Below are 18,315 nucleotides of genomic sequence, written 5' to 3'. Positions count from 1 at the left end.
CTGATCCGTGGTATACTTATAAGCATTACGAATTCGGGAAAGGGGAACTTTATGCGCAAGCTGACCGCCGGCATCCTGGCGCATGTGGACGCGGGAAAAACCACTTTATCAGAAGCCATGCTCTATTTAGGCGGCGCTTTGCGCAGCCTGGGCCGGGTTGATCATGCTGATGCCTTTCTGGACACCCATGAGCTGGAGCGGGAGCGGGGCATCACCATTTTTTCCAAACAGGCAGTGCTGCCCTTGCAGGACGTGGAAATCACCTTGCTGGACACTCCCGGCCATGTGGACTTCTCTGCCGAGGCAGAGCGCACCTTGCAGGTGCTGGACTGCGCCATCCTGGTTATCTCTGCGCCGGACGGCCTCCAGGGCCACACCCTGACCTTGTGGCGGCTTTTGGAAAAGCACCATATCCCTGTTTTCCTCTTCCTCAACAAGATGGATCAGCCTGTTGACCGGGAGGCGCTGCTGGCCCGGCTGAAAGGCTCTCTTTCCGACGCTGTCACAGACTTTTCCGCCTTTGGGCAGGAGGGTTTCTGGGAGGAAGCCGCCCTGGGGGACGAGGCGGCCCTGGGGGAATATCTGGAGACGGGCGCCCTTTCTGATGGCACCCTCCAGAGGCTGGTGGAATCCCGCCGGTGCTTCCCCTGCTATTTTGGCGCGGCCCTGAAAACCCAGGGGGTGCGGGAGCTTCTCGCAGGCCTTGCCCGCTTTGCCCCCCGCCCCCAGTGGGGAGAGGCATTTTCCGCCCGGGTGTTTAAAATTTCCCGGGACAGCCAAGGCACGCGGCTGACCCACATAAAGGTGACGGGAGGGGAACTGCCGGTAAAATCTACCCTGCCCCTGCCGGGGGGAGAAGAAAAAATCGACCAGATCCGCATTTATTCCGGGGCAAAATTTACAGCGGCAGACAAGGCCGGCCCAGGGACTGTATGTGCCGCTGTGGGCCTTTCCACCACCTATCCAGGACAGTCCCTGGGAAAAGAGGGGGCCTGGGCGGCCCCTGTGCTGGAGCCAGCCCTCACCTACCAGCTTTTGCTGCCGGAGGGCGCGCAGCCCCATGCCGTGCTGCCAAAGCTGCGGCAGCTTGAGGAGGAGGATCCCCAGCTTCACCTGGAGTGGAACGAGGCTTTGGGGGAAATCCACCTGCGGCTGATGGGAAGGGTGCAGGCGGAAATCTTAAAGCGGGTGATTCATGACCGCTTTGGCATTGAGGTGGATTTCGGCCCAGGGCACGTGGTGTACCGGGAAACTATCAAAGGCCCTGTGGAGGGCGTGGGGCACTTTGAGCCTTTGCGCCACTATGCGGAGGTGCATCTGCTGCTGGAGCCGCTGCCCTTAGGCAGCGGGCTGGTGTTTGCCTCGTCCTGCTCTGAGGATCGTTTAGACAGGAACTGGCAGCGGCTGGTGCTGACCCATCTGGGAGAAAAGACTTACAAGGGCGTGCTGACCGGCTCTGCCATTACGGACATGAAAATCACCCTGGTGGCGGGCAGGGCACACGAAAAGCACACAGAGGGCGGGGACTTCCGCCAGGCCACCTACCGAGCTGTGCGCCATGGGCTGATGAAGGCGGAAAGCGTGCTGCTGGAGCCGTGGTACGCATTGCGGATGGAGCTGCCTGAGGGAAGCCTTGGGCGGGCGCTGACAGACATCCAGCGCATGGGCGGGGAAAGCGATCCGCCGGAGACAGCAGGAGGCGAGGCTCTTCTTTCCGCCCGGGTGCCTGTGGCAGCTTTTGGAGACTATGCCTTGGAGTTTGCCGCCTATACCAAGGGACACGGCAGGCTCTCCTGCACTGTAAACGGTTATCTGCCCTGCGGGGAGCAGGAAAAAATTGTGACGGAAACGGGATACGATCCAGAAGGGGATTTGGAGGATCCCCCTGGTTCTGTATTCTGTGCCCATGGGTCCGGCTTCCAGGTGCCCTGGCATGAGGTGGAGAGCCATATGCACCTGCCCTCTCTCGACCTGCTAGCCCCTGCTTCGGAAGAGCCTTCCCAGCCTGCCCCTGCTCTCAGGCAGCAGACCTCCTCTGCCAGGGGGCTTGCCCTGGACAATGAATTGCAGGCCATTTTTGAAAAGACCTATGGCGCTGTAAAGCCCCGGGCCTTTCAGCCGCCTCCCAAGCCAGCCCGGGACACTTCCCAGGGAAAGATAACTGTGCCTGTCCCGGAAGCAGGGCCGGAGTACCTGCTGGTGGACGGCTACAACATGATTTTTGCCTGGAAGGATTTAAATGAGGTGGCAAAGGAAAACCTGGACGCTGCCCGCTATCTGCTGATGGACATTTTAAGCAATTACCAGGGCTTTCGGCAAAACCGGGTGATTCTGGTTTTTGACGCCTACAAGGTGCCGGGAGGCGCTGGCTCGGTGTCGCGGCATCACAACATCCATGTGGTTTACACAAAAGAGGCGGAAACAGCCGACGCTTACATTGAAAAAGCCAGCTATAAGCTTTCCCGGGAGGGCCAGCGGGTGCGGGTGGCTACCGCCGACTTTGCCGAGCAGCTTATTATCCTGGGCCATGGCGCGCTGCGGGTTTCCGCCCAGGAGCTGCGGGAAGAGGTGGAGCGCACCCAGGGGGAAATTGCCCGGATTATCGCGGACAGCCGGACAGCTTCCCGGGGCGGGGCCATGCGGGCGGCCTTTGAAAAGGCCCGCAACTGAACACTGATACCAGAAGGTGTATATGGTTTTTCCCTATATGTCCGCCATTATTCCTGCCTCTCAGGCAAAGCATCCTAAAAACCTAGTATTTTTAAGGCGCGGACACAGAAAGCGCTCCCTCTCCCCCATCTGGCGGGAAAAGGAGCGCTTTTTGCTTGAGCTTTGGGTGGCCAGTTGAAAGCAAAGACCTTGGGCTTCGCCCAAACCCACCGCCCTTTGTAAAGGGCGGCCCTAAACTTTACTATTTTTAGAGTGTGTTTACCCACAGGCTAAACACATTCTAAATGATGCTGGTTATTTCAAAACCACCTTGTGGAAAACCTTCTTGCCTTTTTTGATAATTAGCCCCTCCGGCCCGAAATCCGCGGCCGCGAAGCTTTTCCCAAAGTCTGTCACCTTCTCATCATTTACGGAAACGCCGCCCTGCTGCACCAGACGGCGACCCTCGCCCTTGGAGGGAATCAGCCCGGCCTTTAACAGCAGGTCTAAAATGCCAATCTGTCCGTCAGCCAAATCTTCTTCCGCCAGCTCTGTGGTGGGCATATTAGCAGTGCTCGCCCCGCCGCCAAACAGCGCCCGGGCGCCCTCCTGGGCCTTCTGGGCTTCCTCTTCCCCATGCACCATCTTGGTCAGCTCAAAGGCCAGGATTTCCTTTGCCTGGTTCAACTGGCTGCCCTCCCAGCCGCTCATCTCGTCAAGCTGCTCCAAAGGCAGGAAGGTGAGCATACGCAGGCACTTAAACACGTCCGCGTCATCCACGTTGCGCCAGTACTGATAGAAATCAAAGGGGGAGGTCTTGTTCGGATCCAGCCAGACGGCATTGCCCGCTGTCTTGCCCATCTTCTTGCCCTGGGAGTCTGTCAGCAGGGTGATGGTCATACAATGGGCATCCTTGCCAAGCTTCCGACGGATAAGCTCCGTGCCCCCCAGCATATTGCTCCACTGATCGTCCCCGCCAAACTGCATGTTGCAGCCATAGTGCTGGAACATGTGGTAGAAGTCATAGGACTGCATAATCATGTAGTTAAACTCTAAAAAGGACAGGCCCTTTTCCATGCGCTGCTTGTAGCACTCGGCCCGCAGCATGTTGTTGACAGAGAAGCAGTGTCCCACCTCCCGCAGCAGTTCCACATAGTTGAGGCCCAGCAGCCAGTCGGCATTATTGAGCATCATGGCCTTGCCGGGGCCTTCCCCAAACTCGATGAAGCTTTCCATCTGGCGCTTGAAAACAGAGGCGTTATAGTCGATGTCCTCCTTTGTCAGCACCTTGCGCATGTCTGTGCGGCCGGAGGGATCGCCTATCATGGTGGTGCCGCCGCCGATAAGGGCAATAGGCTTGTTCCCTGCCATCTGCAGGCGCTTCATGAGGGTAAGGGCCATAAAGTGGCCTGCTGTGAGGCTGTCGGCAGTGCAGTCAAAGCCAATATAAAAGGTGGCCTTGCCTGCGTTTACCATCTCCCGGATTTCCTCCTCGTTTGTCACCTGGGCAATCAGCCCCCGGGCCTGCAGTTCTTCATAGATACCCATTTTCTTCATCCTTTCGCATTTATAATAGTCTTTTCATAGTAAACAATGGTCATGCCGGGCTGTATTTGTGTTGTCTGGCCCGTCCTGCGGTAGCCAAGCTTCTCGTACAGGTGGCAAAGCCTGGGTTCTTCCTGAATCGTGTCCAACTCCCACAGGCTGGCCTGGGGATAAAGCTTTTCAGCCAACAGCATGGCCTGCTGGGCATATCCCATCCCCTGGTGTTCGGGCAGGATATAGACAGGTGATACCCTGCACTTCGCGCCGTTGTCCACAATCCGTATGGCGCCTATAGCTTCTTTGTCCCGCAGGATAAAGAAATAGCAGGAGCCTTCTGCCCGCATCCGCCACAGGATTTTCTCCACAGGCTCCGCCGCCGGGTTTGTGGCGTAATCCTGGTATTTTTCCAGCAGGCCCTGGAAAGCCTGCACCTGCATGGCATGGATGGTTCTGGCATCTTCTATGCCGGCTTTCTGTAAAGTTATCAAGCCTTACACACCTCCTTTAGGAAACAAAAAAGCCCTCCGCACGGGGATTCCCGTCCAGAGGGCGATTAAACATAACCGCGGTACCACCTCAGTTTACCGCAGCTTTCCAGCCTGCGGCCTCTTTAGGCACTATCATGCCCTTGCAGTGTAACGCCTGCTAAACGGCTCCCCCTACTGCATGTTCAGGGAAGCGGCTCGGGAAGGTATTTTCAGCCGCTGCCATGCACCTGCTTCCACCAGCCGCAGGCTCTCTTTGCCATATAAAGCAGCGCTTACTTTAGGCAACACCGCATAATTCCCTGCTTCCGCCATATACCACTTAAAATTATACAGTATTGCCTTTATTCCGTCATTGCCATTGTTTGTAATTATACACAGAGGTTTTACAAATGTCAAGGCCTTTGCAGCATTTCCTCCGCCATTTTCAGTTGTAATTCTGTCACAGCGTCCCCGGAAATAATCCGGGCCACCTCCTGCTTGCGGCCTTCAAAGTCTAAAGGTTCCACCTTTGTAAAGGTTCTGCCCTTTTCTGTGTGCTTGCTGATAAACAGATGGTTATCAGCCATGGCGGCAATCTGGGCCAGATGGGTGATGCATAACACCTGCCGATTATGGGAAACCTGCTTCAGCTTCTCCCCCACCCGGTTTGCCGCCACACCGCTGATGCCTGTGTCCACCTCGTCAAAAATCAGGGTGTCAATTTTATCCATGCCGGAGAGCACCGTTTTCACCGCCAGCATAATCCGGGAAAGCTCGCCTCCGGAAGCAATTTTCGACAAAGGCTTTGCCGGCTCTCCCTTGTTGGCAGAAACCAGGAACCGCAGCTTGTCGCACCCCCCTGTGTGCAGGGGCACCCGCTCTATCTCCGTCACAAACTCAATGCCAGGCATATTCAAAAAGGCCAGCTCCTTTTTTACAGCCGCCGTAAACTTCCCAGAAGCGCCCTGGCGTTTCTGGGAGAGTTCCTTTGCCAAAGCGATGGCCCGCTTCTTTTCCTCCTCATATTCCGCTTCCAGCTTCTCCCGCTCCTCGTCGGAAAACTCTATGGCGTGAAGCCTTTCCTGGCAGTCTGCCAGATACTGGAGGATTTTCTCCTCCCCGCCGCCATACTTCAGCCCCAGCCGGTACAGCAAATCCAAACGCTCCTCTATAGCGTCCAGGGCAGAGGGGTCAAACTCCACTGCAAGGCTGTGCAGGGCCGCGTCCGCATCCTCTAAAAGATAGCTTGCCTCCCGCAGCTTCTGGGCCGCTTCCTGCGCCTCTGGCAGGAAAGACGCCGCCTTTTCCATTTCAGCCGCTGCCTGGGCCAAATCGGACAACACGCCTCCCCTGTCCTCGTCCCCGCTCAAAAGGGCTTTGGAAAGCTCCACAGAGGCGGCGATTTTCTCGCTGTTGCGGATAGCCTCCCGCTCCTGGGCAAGGCGCTCCTGCTCCCCAGGCCGGATATCCGCGGCTTCAATTTCGTCAATCTGATAGCGCAGCAAGTCAAGCTGCCGGGCTTTTTCCCCTTCGTCAGTGTTAAAGTCCTCCAGCTTCCCCTGAAGCTGCCGCAGCCTGCGGTAGCTTGCCTGATACCTGCCCCGCAGCTCTTCCACCCGGGCAAAGCTGTCAATATAATCCATGTGAACCTCTGGGGAAAGCAGCTCATAGCTTTCATGCTGCCCGTGGATGCTGATAAGCCGGGGGGCTATTCTCTTGAGCATGGAGACAGTGGCAGGGGCGCCGTTAAGCTTGCAGGTGGATTTTCCAGAGAGCCGGATGTCCCGCTGGATGAGCAGGGAGCCGTCCTCCTCTTCCGGGACAGAAAGCTCCCCCAAAGCTGCCAGCACATCTGGCTCCAGCCCGGTAAAGAGGGCGGAAACAGAGGCGGCCTGGGTGCCTGTGCGCACCAGCTCCCTGGAGGTGCGCTCCCCCAATACAGCGTGTATAGCGTCGATGATAATGGACTTGCCCGCACCGGTTTCACCGGTAAGCACTGTGAAGCCCCGTTCCAAATCAATGGAGGCCCGCTCTATCACCGCGATATTGTTGATAAAAAGCTGCGCAAGCATAGTTCGTCACCTGTTCATCAGTTTTGTAAATTCTTCCTGGGTTTCCTGGGCGGCAGCCTCGCTGCGGCACACAATGAAGATGGTGTCCTCTCCGGCCAAAGTGCCCAGAAAGCCCTGCCAGTGCATAGCGTCCATGGAAGCGCACACTGCCTGGGCCATGCCATTCATGCATTTTACCACCACCATGTTCATGGCGGACTCCACAGAGAGTACGGAGTCGGCAAAAAGGGAGTAGAATTTCGAGGACATGTCATTGGAAGCCTCTCCGCCCACAGAATACTTGTATTTTCCTGTGTGGGAAAGGGCCTTCACCAGCCGCAGCTCTTTAATGTCCCGGGAGACAGTGGCCTGGGTCACGTCAAAGCCCCCTTCCCGCAGGTAGCGCAGCAGCTCGTCCTGGGTTTCAATGTCGTACTCCTTGATTAGCTCTAAAATCTTGGCATGGCGTCGGGTTTTCATGGCTGATCCTTTCTGGCGCAAACCGCCTTGGTGTCTGGGGATAACTCCCTGTTCTCAGTTTACCAGCTTTTGATTTAATATATCGTAAAAATTTTTATTTGTCAATTTGATAAATCTTGCCCGCCGGGGGGATTGGGAAAAAGCCAGCCTGTCCCCAGCCCGCAGCTCCACAGGTCCCTCCCCGTCAATGGTCAGGTACAGCCGGCTGCGGTTTTCCGGGATTTCCACCTGCAGGCGGGTGCCCGCCCCAAAGAGCACGCTGCGGTTAAAAAGGGAATGGGGGCAGATGGGGGTATAGATAATGCTGTCCAGAGAAGGGTCTACCACCGGGCCTCCCGCTGAAAGGGAATAGGCTGTGGAACCGGTGGGGGTGGAAACGATAAAGCCGTCCGCCCGGTATTTATAGCTTTCCCCGTCCCCCAGGGCCAAACGGTAGTCGATAATTTTCGCAAGCTCTGCCGACACCACCGCGTCGTTTAAGGCGTGGCGCAGAATCCTGCCTCTTTCCCCCTGCACCTCCACCTGGAGCATCAGCCGCTTTTCCTCCTGATACCCTGTCAGAAGCCGGGGCAGAAGGGAAAGCTCCTCCTGCTCCACCACAGCGGTAAACCCCAGCTTTCCAGCGTTTATGCCCAGGATGGGCTTATCCAGGGCCGCCGCAATCTTTGCCACGTGGATAATGGTGCCGTCCCCGCCCACCGCCAGAATCAGGGCGCACAGGGCCAGTTCCGGGTCTGCCAGCATTTCCTCCATGCAGCCGCCGTCATGATAGCAATAGGGCTTTAAAAGGATTTCACAGCCGCAGCCCTTTAAAACCTCCAGAACCTTCTGGGTGCAGCGCTCTGCCTCCGCTCTGGAACTATTGGGAATCACGGCAATCCTCACGTCATGCGCCCCCCTTCATTCATTTGTCCAGTTCCTGGTGGGATGCCTCCACCACGTCTTTTGGGCTTCCCACCCCTTCCAGCAGCCGGGGTCTTTCCGCCTTTTGCAGGTAGGCAAGGTATTCAATGTTCCCCTCTGGGCCTTTTACAGGGGAATACGTCAGGCCCCTCACAGAAAAACCGTTTTCCAGGGAAAAGCCCAGGGCCTTCTCAATCACTTCCCGGTGTACCGCCTTGTCCCGCACCACGCCTTTTTTGCCCACCTTTTCCCGTCCCGCCTCAAACTGGGGCTTAATCAGGCAGACAGCCCTGCCCTCTTCCCCCAGCAGGGGCCTTACAGCAGGCAGGATAAGGGAAAGGGAGATAAAGGACACGTCCACAGACATAAAATCTATGGCCTCGGGCACCTGCTCCTTTGTGAGATACCGGGCGTTGGTGCGCTCCAGGTTCACCACACGGGGATCCTGCCGCAGGCCCCAGGCAAGCTGCCCATAGCCCACGTCAATGGCATACACCTTCTTTGCGCCGTTTTGCAGCATACAGTCGGTAAAGCCCCCAGTGGAAGCGCCTACATCCATGCACACAGCATCTGAAAGCTCCAGGGAGAAAACCTTCATGGCTTTTTCCAGCTTCAGCCCGCCCCGGCTTACATAGGGAAGCCCCTTCCCCCGCACCTCCACTTTCGCGCCCTCCGGGTACATGTCCCCGGGCTTGTCCGCCTTCTGGTTATCCACATACACCAGCCCGGACATAATCAGCCCCCTGGCCTTTTCCCGGCTTGGGGCCGCCCCTTGCTCATACACCAGCAGGTCAAGTCGTTTTTTCAGAAGAACCGGCCCCTTTCTTTTCTGCGCAATGCTTCAAAACTACCGCCGCCATGCCCTGGGCGTTCAGCCCCAAGGCCTCCAGCGCCCGGAACATGGGCGCGTGGGGAATATAGGGATCGTCCAGCGCCCGCAGGAAATACCGCCCTGCAAAGCCTCTTTCCTGCAAAAGGAAGCCAAAGCGCTCCCCTATGCCTCCCTGCCTCACGCCCTCCTCGAAGAAGAAAACCTGGGAACAGCCCGCAGCCGCCTGTACAGCCGCTGGGTCTATGGGGACAATGCGGTTCAGCTTTAAAAGCCGCACCGGAATCCCCCCCTTCAGAAGGCCCTCCCGGGCTTCCGCCGCAAAGGAGAAAAGCCGCCCGTAGGTGGCAATGCAGATATCCCCCTCCCCGTACAGGGAGAAAGGCTCTGCCGTATCTTTAAAACAGGGGGGGCGGTACAGTTCCTTCCCCCGGGGATATCGGATGGCGCACAGCCCATCCCCCTTCTCCGTGAGAAACGCAAGCTGGGCCTGCATTTCCGAGAAAAATGCCGGGGAATACAACGTTACATGGGGGATAGTCTGCAAAAAGGCCGCGTCAAACACACCCTGATGGGTTTTGCCGTCCTCTCCCACAATGCCAGCCCGGTCAATGGCTAAAAGCACCTTGGCCCCCTGGAGGGAAACGTCGTGTATCAACTGGTCGTAAGCCCTTTGCAGGAAACTGGAATAGACGGCAAACACCGGCAGCATCCCCCCTGCCGCCAGGCCCCCGGCAAAGGTGGCGGCATGGCCCTCGGAAATGCCCACATCGTAAAAGCGGTTTTTAAATCTTTCCCGGAAGCCGCTCAGCCCTGTGCCAGACTGCATAGCCGCTGTTATAGCGCAGATGGAAGGATTCTCTTCCGCCAACTGGCACAGCGCCTCCCCAAAAGCGTCTGAAAAGCTCTGGGATTTATCCCCTGTGTCCCCTGTATCCACATCAAAACCGGAAAGCCCATGGTACATGCCCGGATCCTGCTCGGCATACTGATACCCTTTCCCTTTATAGGTGCGCACATGGAGCAGCACAGGCTTGTGCAGAAGCTTGGCGCTTTCCAGGGTTTCTGTAAGCTCTTTGATATTGTGCCCGTCAAAAGGGCCATAGTAAGCAAAGCCTAAATCGTCAAAAATGGTGGGGTTATAAAAAAACTTTTTAATCCGGGCCTTCATGTGCCGCAAAAGGGCAGCCAGCGGTTTCCCCAGCAAAGGCAGCCGCTGAAAGGAAATTTCCAGGTTCCGCTTAATTTTAATATAGCCAGGCTTTGTGCGGATATAGGTAAGGTATCGGGCGATGGAGCCTACATTCTTGGAGATGGACATGGTGTTGTCGTTTAAGATGACGATAAAATTGCGGTGGAGCCGCCCGGCGTTATTCAGGCCCTCATAGGCAAGGCCCCCTGTCAGGGCGCCGTCCCCGATTACCGCCGCCACATAGCCGTCCTTCCCCTGTACAGCATTTGCCTCCGATATCCCCAATGCCGCCGAAATGGAGGTGCTGCTGTGCCCGCTGCTGAAGGCATCAAATCCGCTTTCCTCCCGGCAGGGATATCCCGCAAGCCCCCCCTCTCGGCGGATGGTGGAAAACTGGGGATAGCGGCCTGTCAGCAGCTTATAGGCATAGCTTTGGTGGCCCACGTCCCATACAATGGAATCCTTTGGCGGGTCAAAGGCAAGGCACAGAGCAACCGTAAGCTCTACCACGCCCAGGTTGGAGGCCAGATGCCCGCCGTTATGGGAAACGGTTTCAATGATAACCTCCCGCATTTCCTCGCAGAGGGCAGAAAGCTGTTCCCGGTCAAGGCTCTTAATGTCCCGGGGCGAGCGGATTCCCTCCAGTAACTTCCCCATCCCGTTTCAGCTCCCCAGACGGTTTTGCAGCCGGGCGGCTGTGAGGGTGTTTTTCAGCAGCATGGCAATGGTCATGGGGCCAACGCCTCCTGGCACCGGGGTGATATATCCCGCCACAGGCTCCGCCTCTGAAAACTCCACGTCCCCGCAAAGCTTCCCGTTTTCATCCCGGTTCATGCCCACATCAATCACCACAGCCCCGGGCTTTACCATGTCCCCTGTGACAAAATGGGCCTTTCCCACCGCAGACACCAGGATGTCGGCGCTTTTGCAGATTTCTCCCAGGTTCTTCGTGCGGCTGTGGCAGACAGTCACTGTGCCGTTTTCATGGAGCAGCAGCATGGCCATGGGCTTGCCCACAATGTCGCTGCGCCCGATAACCACGCATTGTTTGCCGCAGATGTCCACCCCTGTGGACTTGATAAGCTCAATAACTCCGGCTGGGGTGCAGGGCAGGAAGGTATATTTCCCCTGCGTAATCTTGCCCACATTATAGGCGTGGAAAGCGTCCACATCTTTTTGGGGGTCGATTTTTTCCACCACAGCGGCCTCGTCAAGGCCCTTTGGCAAAGGGGACTGCACTAAAATGCCATGGATTTCCTCCCGCTTATTCAGGGCGTCAATCAAGTCCAACAGTTCTTCCTGGGTTGTATCCCCAGGAAGGGCATGTTCCTCAGAATAAATGCCCGCCGCGGCGCAGGCTTTCTTCTTGTTGTTCACATAGATGCGGGAGGCAGGATCGTCCCCCACAATGACCACAGCCAGCCCCGGGCAGACGCCCTTTGCCTTCAGTTCTTCTGTTTCCTGGGCCACCTGGGCCTTCACCTTTGCCGATACGGCCTTTCCGTCAATAAGCACTGCCATAAAGCCAGCCTCCCCTACTTGCCTTTACTTTTTTTCCTGGATTTTTTCTCTTTTTTCCCTTTTTTATCTTGCTTTTCTTCCGGCTTTTCCGCCTCCCCCTCCTGGGAGGCTTCTTCTCCCCCGGCCTTTTCCTCTTTGATGCCTTCATCCTTTGCAGGCTCTTCCGGTTCTTCTGGCTCTTCCGGCTTCTCCTCCCCGTCTTCTAGCGCCTCCTGCTTTTCCTCTTTCTCTGCTTCAGCTTCTTCCTCCTGAACGCTTTCCTCTTTCTCCGGCAGATCTCCAAAAATAGTGCTCTTTTCCAGCGCCGGGTCGATTTCCGGCTTTATCAGGCCCACAGCCTCCATCACCTCCGGGCTGCCGCAGCCAGAAAGGCTGGTTTTGCGCCGGAACACGAACAGCAGGATAAGCCCTACCACCACGCAGCCAGCCGCCACCACCTGGGACACCCTCAGCTCTACCATATGAAGCATTAAGCTGTCGGTACGCAGGCCCTCAATGAAGAACCGCACCGCCCCATACCAGACGATGTACAGCAAGAAGGTCTGCCCGTCATACCGCCGCCATTTTCTGGTGAAGAAATGGAGCATGATAAACCCTGCAAGGCACAAAAGGGATTCATAGAGAAAGCAAGGGTGTACCGCAATGTTCCCTGTGTTGTCGCTTGCCATGCCCCAGGGGAGCATGGTGGGGGTTCCAAAGGCTTCCTGGTTGACGAAATTCCCCCAGCGCCCCACCGTCTGCCCAATCAGGAAGCCCAGGGAGGCCACATCCAGCACGGCTGGCACCCGCAGCTTGCGCAACTTGGCGGTAAGCCCGCCGAACACCAGGGCGCCTATCAGCGAGCCATACAGGGCGATGCCGCCGTCATGTATTTTAAAAATCTCCATAGGGTTCTTGATATACTTATCCCCAGGGTAAAAAATCACATAATACAGCCGGGCGCAGATGACGCTGCCGATAAGCCCCACAATTACCGCGTCAAACAGCCGGGACGTGTCGATGTTCATTTTTTTAGCGCTGCGGGCGGCATAGGCCATGCCCAGCAGAAAGCCGATGGCAATCAGAATGCCATACCAGCGGATGGAATAATCGCCAAATCCAAGCCACTCTCCCAGAGGGAGCGCCACTTCGTTTACGGTAAATTCCAGCCCCAGGCCGGGAAACGAAACTACATGTGTCATATGGAAATCGCCATGCGATACCAGAATCCGCACAAAAAGAGATGAAACGTCAGCCCTTTGTGCCCGGTATCGTTCCTTTCTCAGTATTTTTTACACCAATTTCCTCCTTGCGCCCTCCAGAGGACGCAAAATACTTTCCCTATTATACCAATTTCAGAGGATTCTTGCAAGCCCTTGCAAGCCTCAGCAAAAATTATTCGCCTGAGAAAAAAAGCCCAAAAAGGGTGTACACCTCCTGAATAAAGAAAATGGCAGGCGGCCCGTAAGGTGCGGAGCCGCCTGCCCAAGGAAAGTCCTTATTTTTTGTATTTTTCTGTCCGGCTGTCCCGGATTACACCAGACCAGTTCATGCCAAAGGCAAAGTCATAGGCATTGCCCTGGCTGTCCACATAGGGAACCATATCAAAGGGCACGTCCTCGCAGTGTTTTTCCACTGTCTCCATGTCCCTGGGCATCTGCACAGGCAGCAGCGCCGAAGGCTCTGCCCTGCCGCTGACCAAATCCAAGATGGCCTGGGCCTGCACGCCGAAATCAATCAAAATCGCGTCGGCAGCAGCCTCCAGTTCGGAAACCACCGTAGGATTATGCATCCGCAGGCAGACGATTACAGGCTTATCCCCCATAGCCGCCTTGGCGTCCAGCACCAGATCCAGGTCAGACTCATTGGCTGCCGTACCGGTTTTTCCCTTATAGCCCCGGTTTGTAAAACCCTCCCGGAAGTCCCCGCCGCCTATGCTCTCCTCCCGGGCAGCTTCCGCCTTATAGGGGCGGTATTGCAGGGAGATGGGCATATAGCCGTTGCCCCCCTGTGCCCTGTCCTCTGCGGAATACCCGTCAGACAAGGGGCTTTCTATAAAGATCAGGGCAAAGTCTGCGTCCTCAGGGCGCTCCACAAGGTCAAAATATTTCTTCGCAAGCTCTGCCGCTACTGGCGTAACCTTCTGTTCCGGCATGGGCTGGCGGAAAAAGCCCTTGCGGGACTTGATGGTGCGCTCCGGGATATAGGCCTTCTTCCTCTCCCGGATGGGCAGGGCCTGGTTATTTTTCACCATCACCACAGACTTGAGCTGGGCCTCATATCCAGCCCTGCACAGCCTTTCGCTGCCGATAATCTCCATGCTCCGGGCAGGATCCAGGTAGGGGTTTTCAAACAGCCCACAGCGGAATATGTTTTTCAAAAGCCGCACGGCAGACTGTTCCAGCCTTTCCCGCATATGGGCTTCCCCATGCTTTTTGCAGCCCATTTCATAAGCTTCCAGAATCGGCCCGATTTCCGAGTTGCCCCCGAACTGATCCACCCCGTTCTCAATGGCCAGCAGGTGGCGCTGGGCAACCGTCAAATCCTCCACGCCATAGCAGCGGCTGCTGAAGGAGTCTATGTCCGGCAGGGGATCGGCTGTGATGCCCCAGTCTGTACACACAATGCCGTCATATTTGCAACTGCCCCGGAGCTGGTCATGAATCAGGTAGCGGCTGTAGGAGTTACCAACATTTTTCCCGTCTGCCGTATCCAGCCCCCAGGAAATGGTGTAATAGGGCATAACAGCGGAAGCCGCCCCGGTAGGCCCGTCCAGCTTGAAAACACCCTCTGTAAAGGGCTTTCGGTGCTCCTCCCCGTTTTTTCCCGGATACACGGCAAATTTCCCAAAGGGATAGTGGGCGTCCCGCCCGGCCTCGCAGGGGCCGCCGCCGGGCCAGTGCTTCGCCATGGCGCACACGCTGTTTTTTCCCCAGCCGTCTGCTTCCCCCTGGGTGGTCTGGAGGCTGTCGCAGTAGATTTTCCCCAGCTCCGTCACCATGCCCGGGTGAGTGCCAAAGGTATCCTCAAAGCGCATCCAGCGCGGCTCTGTAGCCAGGTCTACCTGGGGGGACAGGGCTGTGGTAATGCCCAGCGCCCGGTATTCCTGGGAGATGGCTTCCCCAAACTCCCGGCACACCTCCGGCATGAAGGTGGCGGCAATGCCCATGCCTTCGGGCCATTTGGAAACATCGTCTGCCCCGGTTTTAAACTCCGCCCCGGCTTTGCTGGCCCCATGGCGGGGATCGCTGGAAATGTTTACAGGGATGCCCCAGGGCAGTTTCTCCGCAAAGGCCTGCAGCTCGTTTGACCACCGGGCCGCCACTTCCCCGGACTCCAGCTTCATAGCCAGCACATGGCGCACGTGGTCTTTATCGAGAAAGCTTTTCTGCTGATCTGTCAGCGCCCACTTTTCCTTACCGCTTTCCGGAAAGGCCTTGCCGTCATAGGTGGCCTGAAAGGGGCCTCCGGGCATGTTAGGCACCATCTGATGAGGGGAATAGAGCATCAGCCCCGCAATTTCCTCCACAGAAAGGCGCTTTGCCAAGTCCTTTGCCCGCTCATCATCGCTGAGCCGCCAATCCTCGTAAGGCAAAAGCTCTCCCGTACCTGCTAAATCCTTAAAATAAAGCCCATCCACCTCTAAAATGCCTGCCGAACACGCACCGATTTCCGGCCCATCTGGGTTTTGGTACACCCGGTATTGTTTTTTCTGCACGCTTCCATCATCCTCCTGTCAAAAACAAATTTGGCAACCTGCCTAGATTTGTTTCTATTATAGGCCAAAAAACAGGCACTGTCAACACAACCTTCGGAGAGGGAACTGTATGATGGACCGAATATGTCCCACGCTTTTCAATGACAGGTTTTAATACGGTAGCAGGAATGCACCATCCCCCTGTTGGCCTGCAATTCCTCGTTTCAGCCCTTCTAGTCTGGGAAGTGGGCAGGGACTTCTACCTCCCACTCATCAAGGTAACTGTTTGGCAATGCGTGGGACCGCGTCATGTCCGGCCTGGTCGCTGTCCAGGCAAAGCGGAATTTTTGCAAGCCAGTCAGACCGGGAATGAGACAGCCCCAAGAAATGTCTAAGCTGGCAGCCGTTTTATTTGGCATTTTGCCCAATATTTACCATTTATGTCATTGACAAACTCCCGCCAGACGGCCTATAATAAAATTAAGGTTTTTTAGAGCGGCCCCAGGGATATTGCAGTGGAGTATTAGGCTGGGGGTACAGGGTAACGCGGTTGCCTTGTGCCCCAGCCTCTGCCTTTGCTACTATCCTGGGAGCTGCGCTAGGGCTTGCCTGAAAAACAGGATAGCGGTTTCCTTTGGCCTGCGCAGGCAGAGAGGCGGCTATGGGCAGGCCTTAGCGGAAAACCTGATGAAGCAAAACAGGAGTGTATTGATGATGAAAAGTATCCGCAGGAAAATCACAACATGTTTGATCGCGACAGTGCTCATGGCTTTGCTGATAGTGGGAGCTTTTAGCATGGTGCTGAACTACCGGAGCACCTTGTCTACGGTGGAACAGATGATGGGGGAAACGGCTGTGCTGGCAGGCGAGCGCATCCAGCAGGAGCTGGAGGCCTACCGGAATGTTGCCATGGACACAGGCTGCATTCCTCAGCTTTCCGGCAGAGATGTACCCGTGGAAGAAAAGCGCGCTATCATAGACGAGCGGGTGAGCATGCACGGCTTCCAGCGCGGCAACATCGTGGGCGCAGACGGCATCAGCATATTTGACGGGAACGACTACTCTGACCGGGAATATGTGCAGCAGGCCATGGCAGGGAACGTATATGTATCAGAACCACTTATCAGCAAAATTACCGGCGAACTCTCCATTATGGTGGCTGCTCCCCTGTATGACGGCGGCAAGCAGGGCGGGGAGATTATTGGCGTAGTGTATTTTGTGCCCCCCGAGACTTTCCTGAATGACATCGTCTCTTCTATTAAGGTCAGCGAAAGCAGCCATGCTTATATGATAAACAAGAATGGCGATACCATTGCCGACAACACCCTGGAGACCATCACCACTCAGAATATTGAGCGTGAAGCCCAAAAAGACACATCCCTGCAGGAATTGGCGGATATCCATACGGCTATGCGCCAGGGAGGCAGCGGGTTCGGCAGCTTCCAAGCGGCAGACGGGCCTCGTTTTGCAGCCTATGCCCCGGTAGGCGGAACAGACGGCTGGAGCGTGGCAGTGACAGCTATGAAAAAGGATTATCTGGCTGATACATATTTTAGCATATTTATCAATATAGGCGTTACGCTGCTCTCCATCCTGGCTTCTATCGTAGTGGCCATAAAGCTTTCCAGCAACATCAGCGTGCCCATGCAGGCCTGCGCCCGGCGCATGAAGCAGTTGGTGGCGGGCGACCTGGAGTCCCCTGTGCCCCAGGCCCAAGGGCAGGATGAGACTGCCGACCTGACACGGTCTACCGGGGAACTGGTGGCAGGCCTGCACACCATTATCCAGGATATCAGCTACCTGCTGGCAGAAATGGCAGGAAAAAACTTTGATGTGACGTCCTCCCACCGGGACGCGTATGTAGGCAGTTTCCAGGGGATACTGGAAGCCATGCGCACCCTGAAGGTTCAGTTAAGCGCTACCATGCGCCAAATTGACGGGGCTGCGGGACAGGTGTCTGCTGCCAGCGGCCAGGTTTCTACTGGTGCGCAGACCTTGAGCCAAGGCTCTATCATGCAGGCTAGTTCTGTGCAGGAGCTGGCCGCTACTATCACCGACATTTCCTCCAGTGCCAAGCGCACTGCTTCCGCGGCTGAGGAAGCAGGCCATTTTGTGGAGCAGGCAGGGGCGCAGTTGGGCACCAGCGTGAAATATGTTGGCGAGCTTAACAACGCTATGGAAAAGATCTCCCATTCCTCTGAAGAGATTTCCGTCATCATTGCCACTATAGAAGATATTGCTTTCCAGACCAACATCCTGGCCTTGAATGCTGCTGTGGAAGCTGCACGCGCAGGCACCTCTGGCAAGGGCTTTGCCGTAGTGGCAGATGAGGTGCGCAATTTGGCGTCTAAATCTGATGAAGCCGCCAAGGCCACCAAGGATTTGATCGAGCGTTCCATTTCCGCTGTCAATGAAGGAAACGGGACTGTGGCCAAGGTCACTGAAGCCCTGGAACGTACCAATGCTTTGGCAGGCAATGTGACCACCCAGATGGACATTGTGGTGGAGGCCGTCGAGAACCAGACAGAAGCCATCAACCAAGTGACTGAGGGCATCGACCAAATTTCCTCTGTGGTGCAGACCAACAGCGCTACCTCAGAGGAAAGCGCCGCCGCCAGCCAGCAGCTTTCGGCGGAAGCGTCCAGCCTGAAACAACTGGTGGAGCAGTTTACCCTTGCAAAAGAGTAAGAACTTGTATTCATAATCGAAATTGCCAGATGAGCGAGTATTTTGGGGGCCAAGCAAGGCAAATTTTCGCAGATGTACTTGTGCACCTCAAAAATTTCAGGCAAAAACTCGCCAAAAGCCGCTTGCAAATGCTTATGTGTACACGCCCCAGTAGCTTTGATCACGAAGGATGTGCTGTAAGCTTTGTCAGGTTCTGGGCTGTACCAAGCCCCGCCGAGCATACCTACATAGCAGACCCGGACGTTAAGAGGCAAATTGGAAAACAGCGTAGATGCAGAAAGCCCCTGTAGCGTACTACACGTCAAACCGCCTAA

Annotated in this window: 13 protein-coding genes and 1 other annotated feature; of the genes, 3 read left to right on the top strand and 10 right to left on the bottom strand. The window is 56.1% G+C overall.

Annotated features, from left to right (window positions below; translation table 11 throughout):
* Positions 1 to 51 precede the first annotated feature (51 nt).
* Complete coding sequence (locus tag D1841_RS01115; protein ID WP_160641296.1) at positions 52 to 2,670, top strand: translation factor GTPase family protein; 2,619 nt, start codon at positions 52 to 54, stop codon at positions 2,668 to 2,670.
* Positions 2,671 to 2,964: 294 nt separating this feature from the next.
* Here D1841_RS01115 and tyrS read toward each other — a convergent pair whose 3' ends face one another.
* The 10 genes from tyrS to D1841_RS01065 form a co-directional block, all read right to left on the bottom strand.
* Positions 2,965 to 4,197 carry a tyrosine--tRNA ligase gene (gene tyrS / locus D1841_RS01110; RefSeq protein WP_160641295.1) on the bottom strand — a complete coding sequence of 411 codons (1,233 nt, stop codon included), beginning with the start codon at positions 4,195 to 4,197 and terminating at the stop codon, positions 2,965 to 2,967.
* A gap of 5 nt (positions 4,198 to 4,202) precedes the next feature.
* Positions 4,203 to 4,682, bottom strand: coding sequence for a GNAT family N-acetyltransferase (locus D1841_RS01105; protein ID WP_237076121.1), 480 nt, complete (start codon positions 4,680 to 4,682; stop codon positions 4,203 to 4,205).
* A gap of 54 nt (positions 4,683 to 4,736) precedes the next feature.
* Positions 4,737 to 4,979 (bottom strand) — a binding site (T-box leader).
* A gap of 95 nt (positions 4,980 to 5,074) precedes the next feature.
* A complete protein-coding gene (recN, locus tag D1841_RS01100; protein WP_160641294.1) occupies positions 5,075 to 6,733 on the bottom strand; it encodes a DNA repair protein RecN in 1,659 nt (552 codons plus the stop codon).
* A 6-nt stretch (positions 6,734 to 6,739) separates the two neighbouring features.
* The gene (argR, locus tag D1841_RS01095; RefSeq protein WP_160641293.1) at positions 6,740 to 7,192 is read right to left on the bottom strand and encodes an arginine repressor; all 453 of its coding nucleotides are present in this window, start codon (positions 7,190 to 7,192) and stop codon (positions 6,740 to 6,742) included.
* 54 nt (positions 7,193 to 7,246) lie between these two features.
* Positions 7,247 to 8,077: an NAD(+)/NADH kinase gene (locus tag D1841_RS01090; protein ID WP_160641292.1), complete on the bottom strand. Its 831-nt coding sequence runs from the start codon at positions 8,075 to 8,077 to the stop codon at positions 7,247 to 7,249.
* Positions 8,078 to 8,096: 19 nt separating this feature from the next.
* On the bottom strand, positions 8,097 to 8,903 hold the full coding sequence (locus D1841_RS01085) for a TlyA family RNA methyltransferase (protein WP_160641350.1): 807 nt from the start codon (positions 8,901 to 8,903) through the stop codon (positions 8,097 to 8,099).
* Entirely contained in the window at positions 8,887 to 10,773 is a 1,887-nt protein-coding gene (gene dxs / locus D1841_RS01080; RefSeq protein ID WP_160641291.1) for a 1-deoxy-D-xylulose-5-phosphate synthase, read from the bottom strand. The genes D1841_RS01085 and dxs overlap by 17 nt, the downstream gene beginning before the upstream one ends.
* A 6-nt stretch (positions 10,774 to 10,779) precedes the next feature.
* The gene (gene folD, locus D1841_RS01075; protein WP_160641290.1) at positions 10,780 to 11,637 is read right to left on the bottom strand and encodes a bifunctional methylenetetrahydrofolate dehydrogenase/methenyltetrahydrofolate cyclohydrolase FolD; all 858 of its coding nucleotides are present in this window, start codon (positions 11,635 to 11,637) and stop codon (positions 10,780 to 10,782) included.
* 14 nt (positions 11,638 to 11,651) lie between these two features.
* Positions 11,652 to 12,818 carry a prolipoprotein diacylglyceryl transferase gene (gene lgt, locus D1841_RS01070; protein WP_160641289.1) on the bottom strand — a complete coding sequence of 389 codons (1,167 nt, stop codon included), beginning with the start codon at positions 12,816 to 12,818 and terminating at the stop codon, positions 11,652 to 11,654.
* Positions 12,819 to 13,114: 296 nt separating this feature from the next.
* Complete coding sequence (locus D1841_RS01065) at positions 13,115 to 15,334, bottom strand: glycoside hydrolase family 3 N-terminal domain-containing protein (protein ID WP_160641288.1); 2,220 nt, start codon at positions 15,332 to 15,334, stop codon at positions 13,115 to 13,117.
* Positions 15,335 to 15,918: 584 nt separating this feature from the next.
* Here D1841_RS01065 and D1841_RS01060 point away from each other — a divergent pair.
* Positions 15,919 to 16,107 (top strand): hypothetical protein, encoded by a 189-nt coding sequence (locus D1841_RS01060; RefSeq protein ID WP_166554207.1) that lies wholly within the window; start codon positions 15,919 to 15,921, stop codon positions 16,105 to 16,107.
* A gap of 1 nt (position 16,108) precedes the next feature.
* Positions 16,109 to 18,001: a methyl-accepting chemotaxis protein gene (locus D1841_RS01055; RefSeq protein ID WP_334463433.1), complete on the top strand. Its 1,893-nt coding sequence runs from the start codon at positions 16,109 to 16,111 to the stop codon at positions 17,999 to 18,001.
* Positions 18,002 to 18,315: the final 314 nt, after the last annotated feature.

Origin of the sequence: Neglectibacter sp. X4 (genome assembly GCF_009917365.1) — a bacterium.
In the GTDB taxonomy this organism is placed as follows: Bacteria; Bacillota; Clostridia; order Oscillospirales; family Acutalibacteraceae; genus Acutalibacter.
This window is presented reverse-complemented; position numbering and strand designations above follow the sequence as displayed.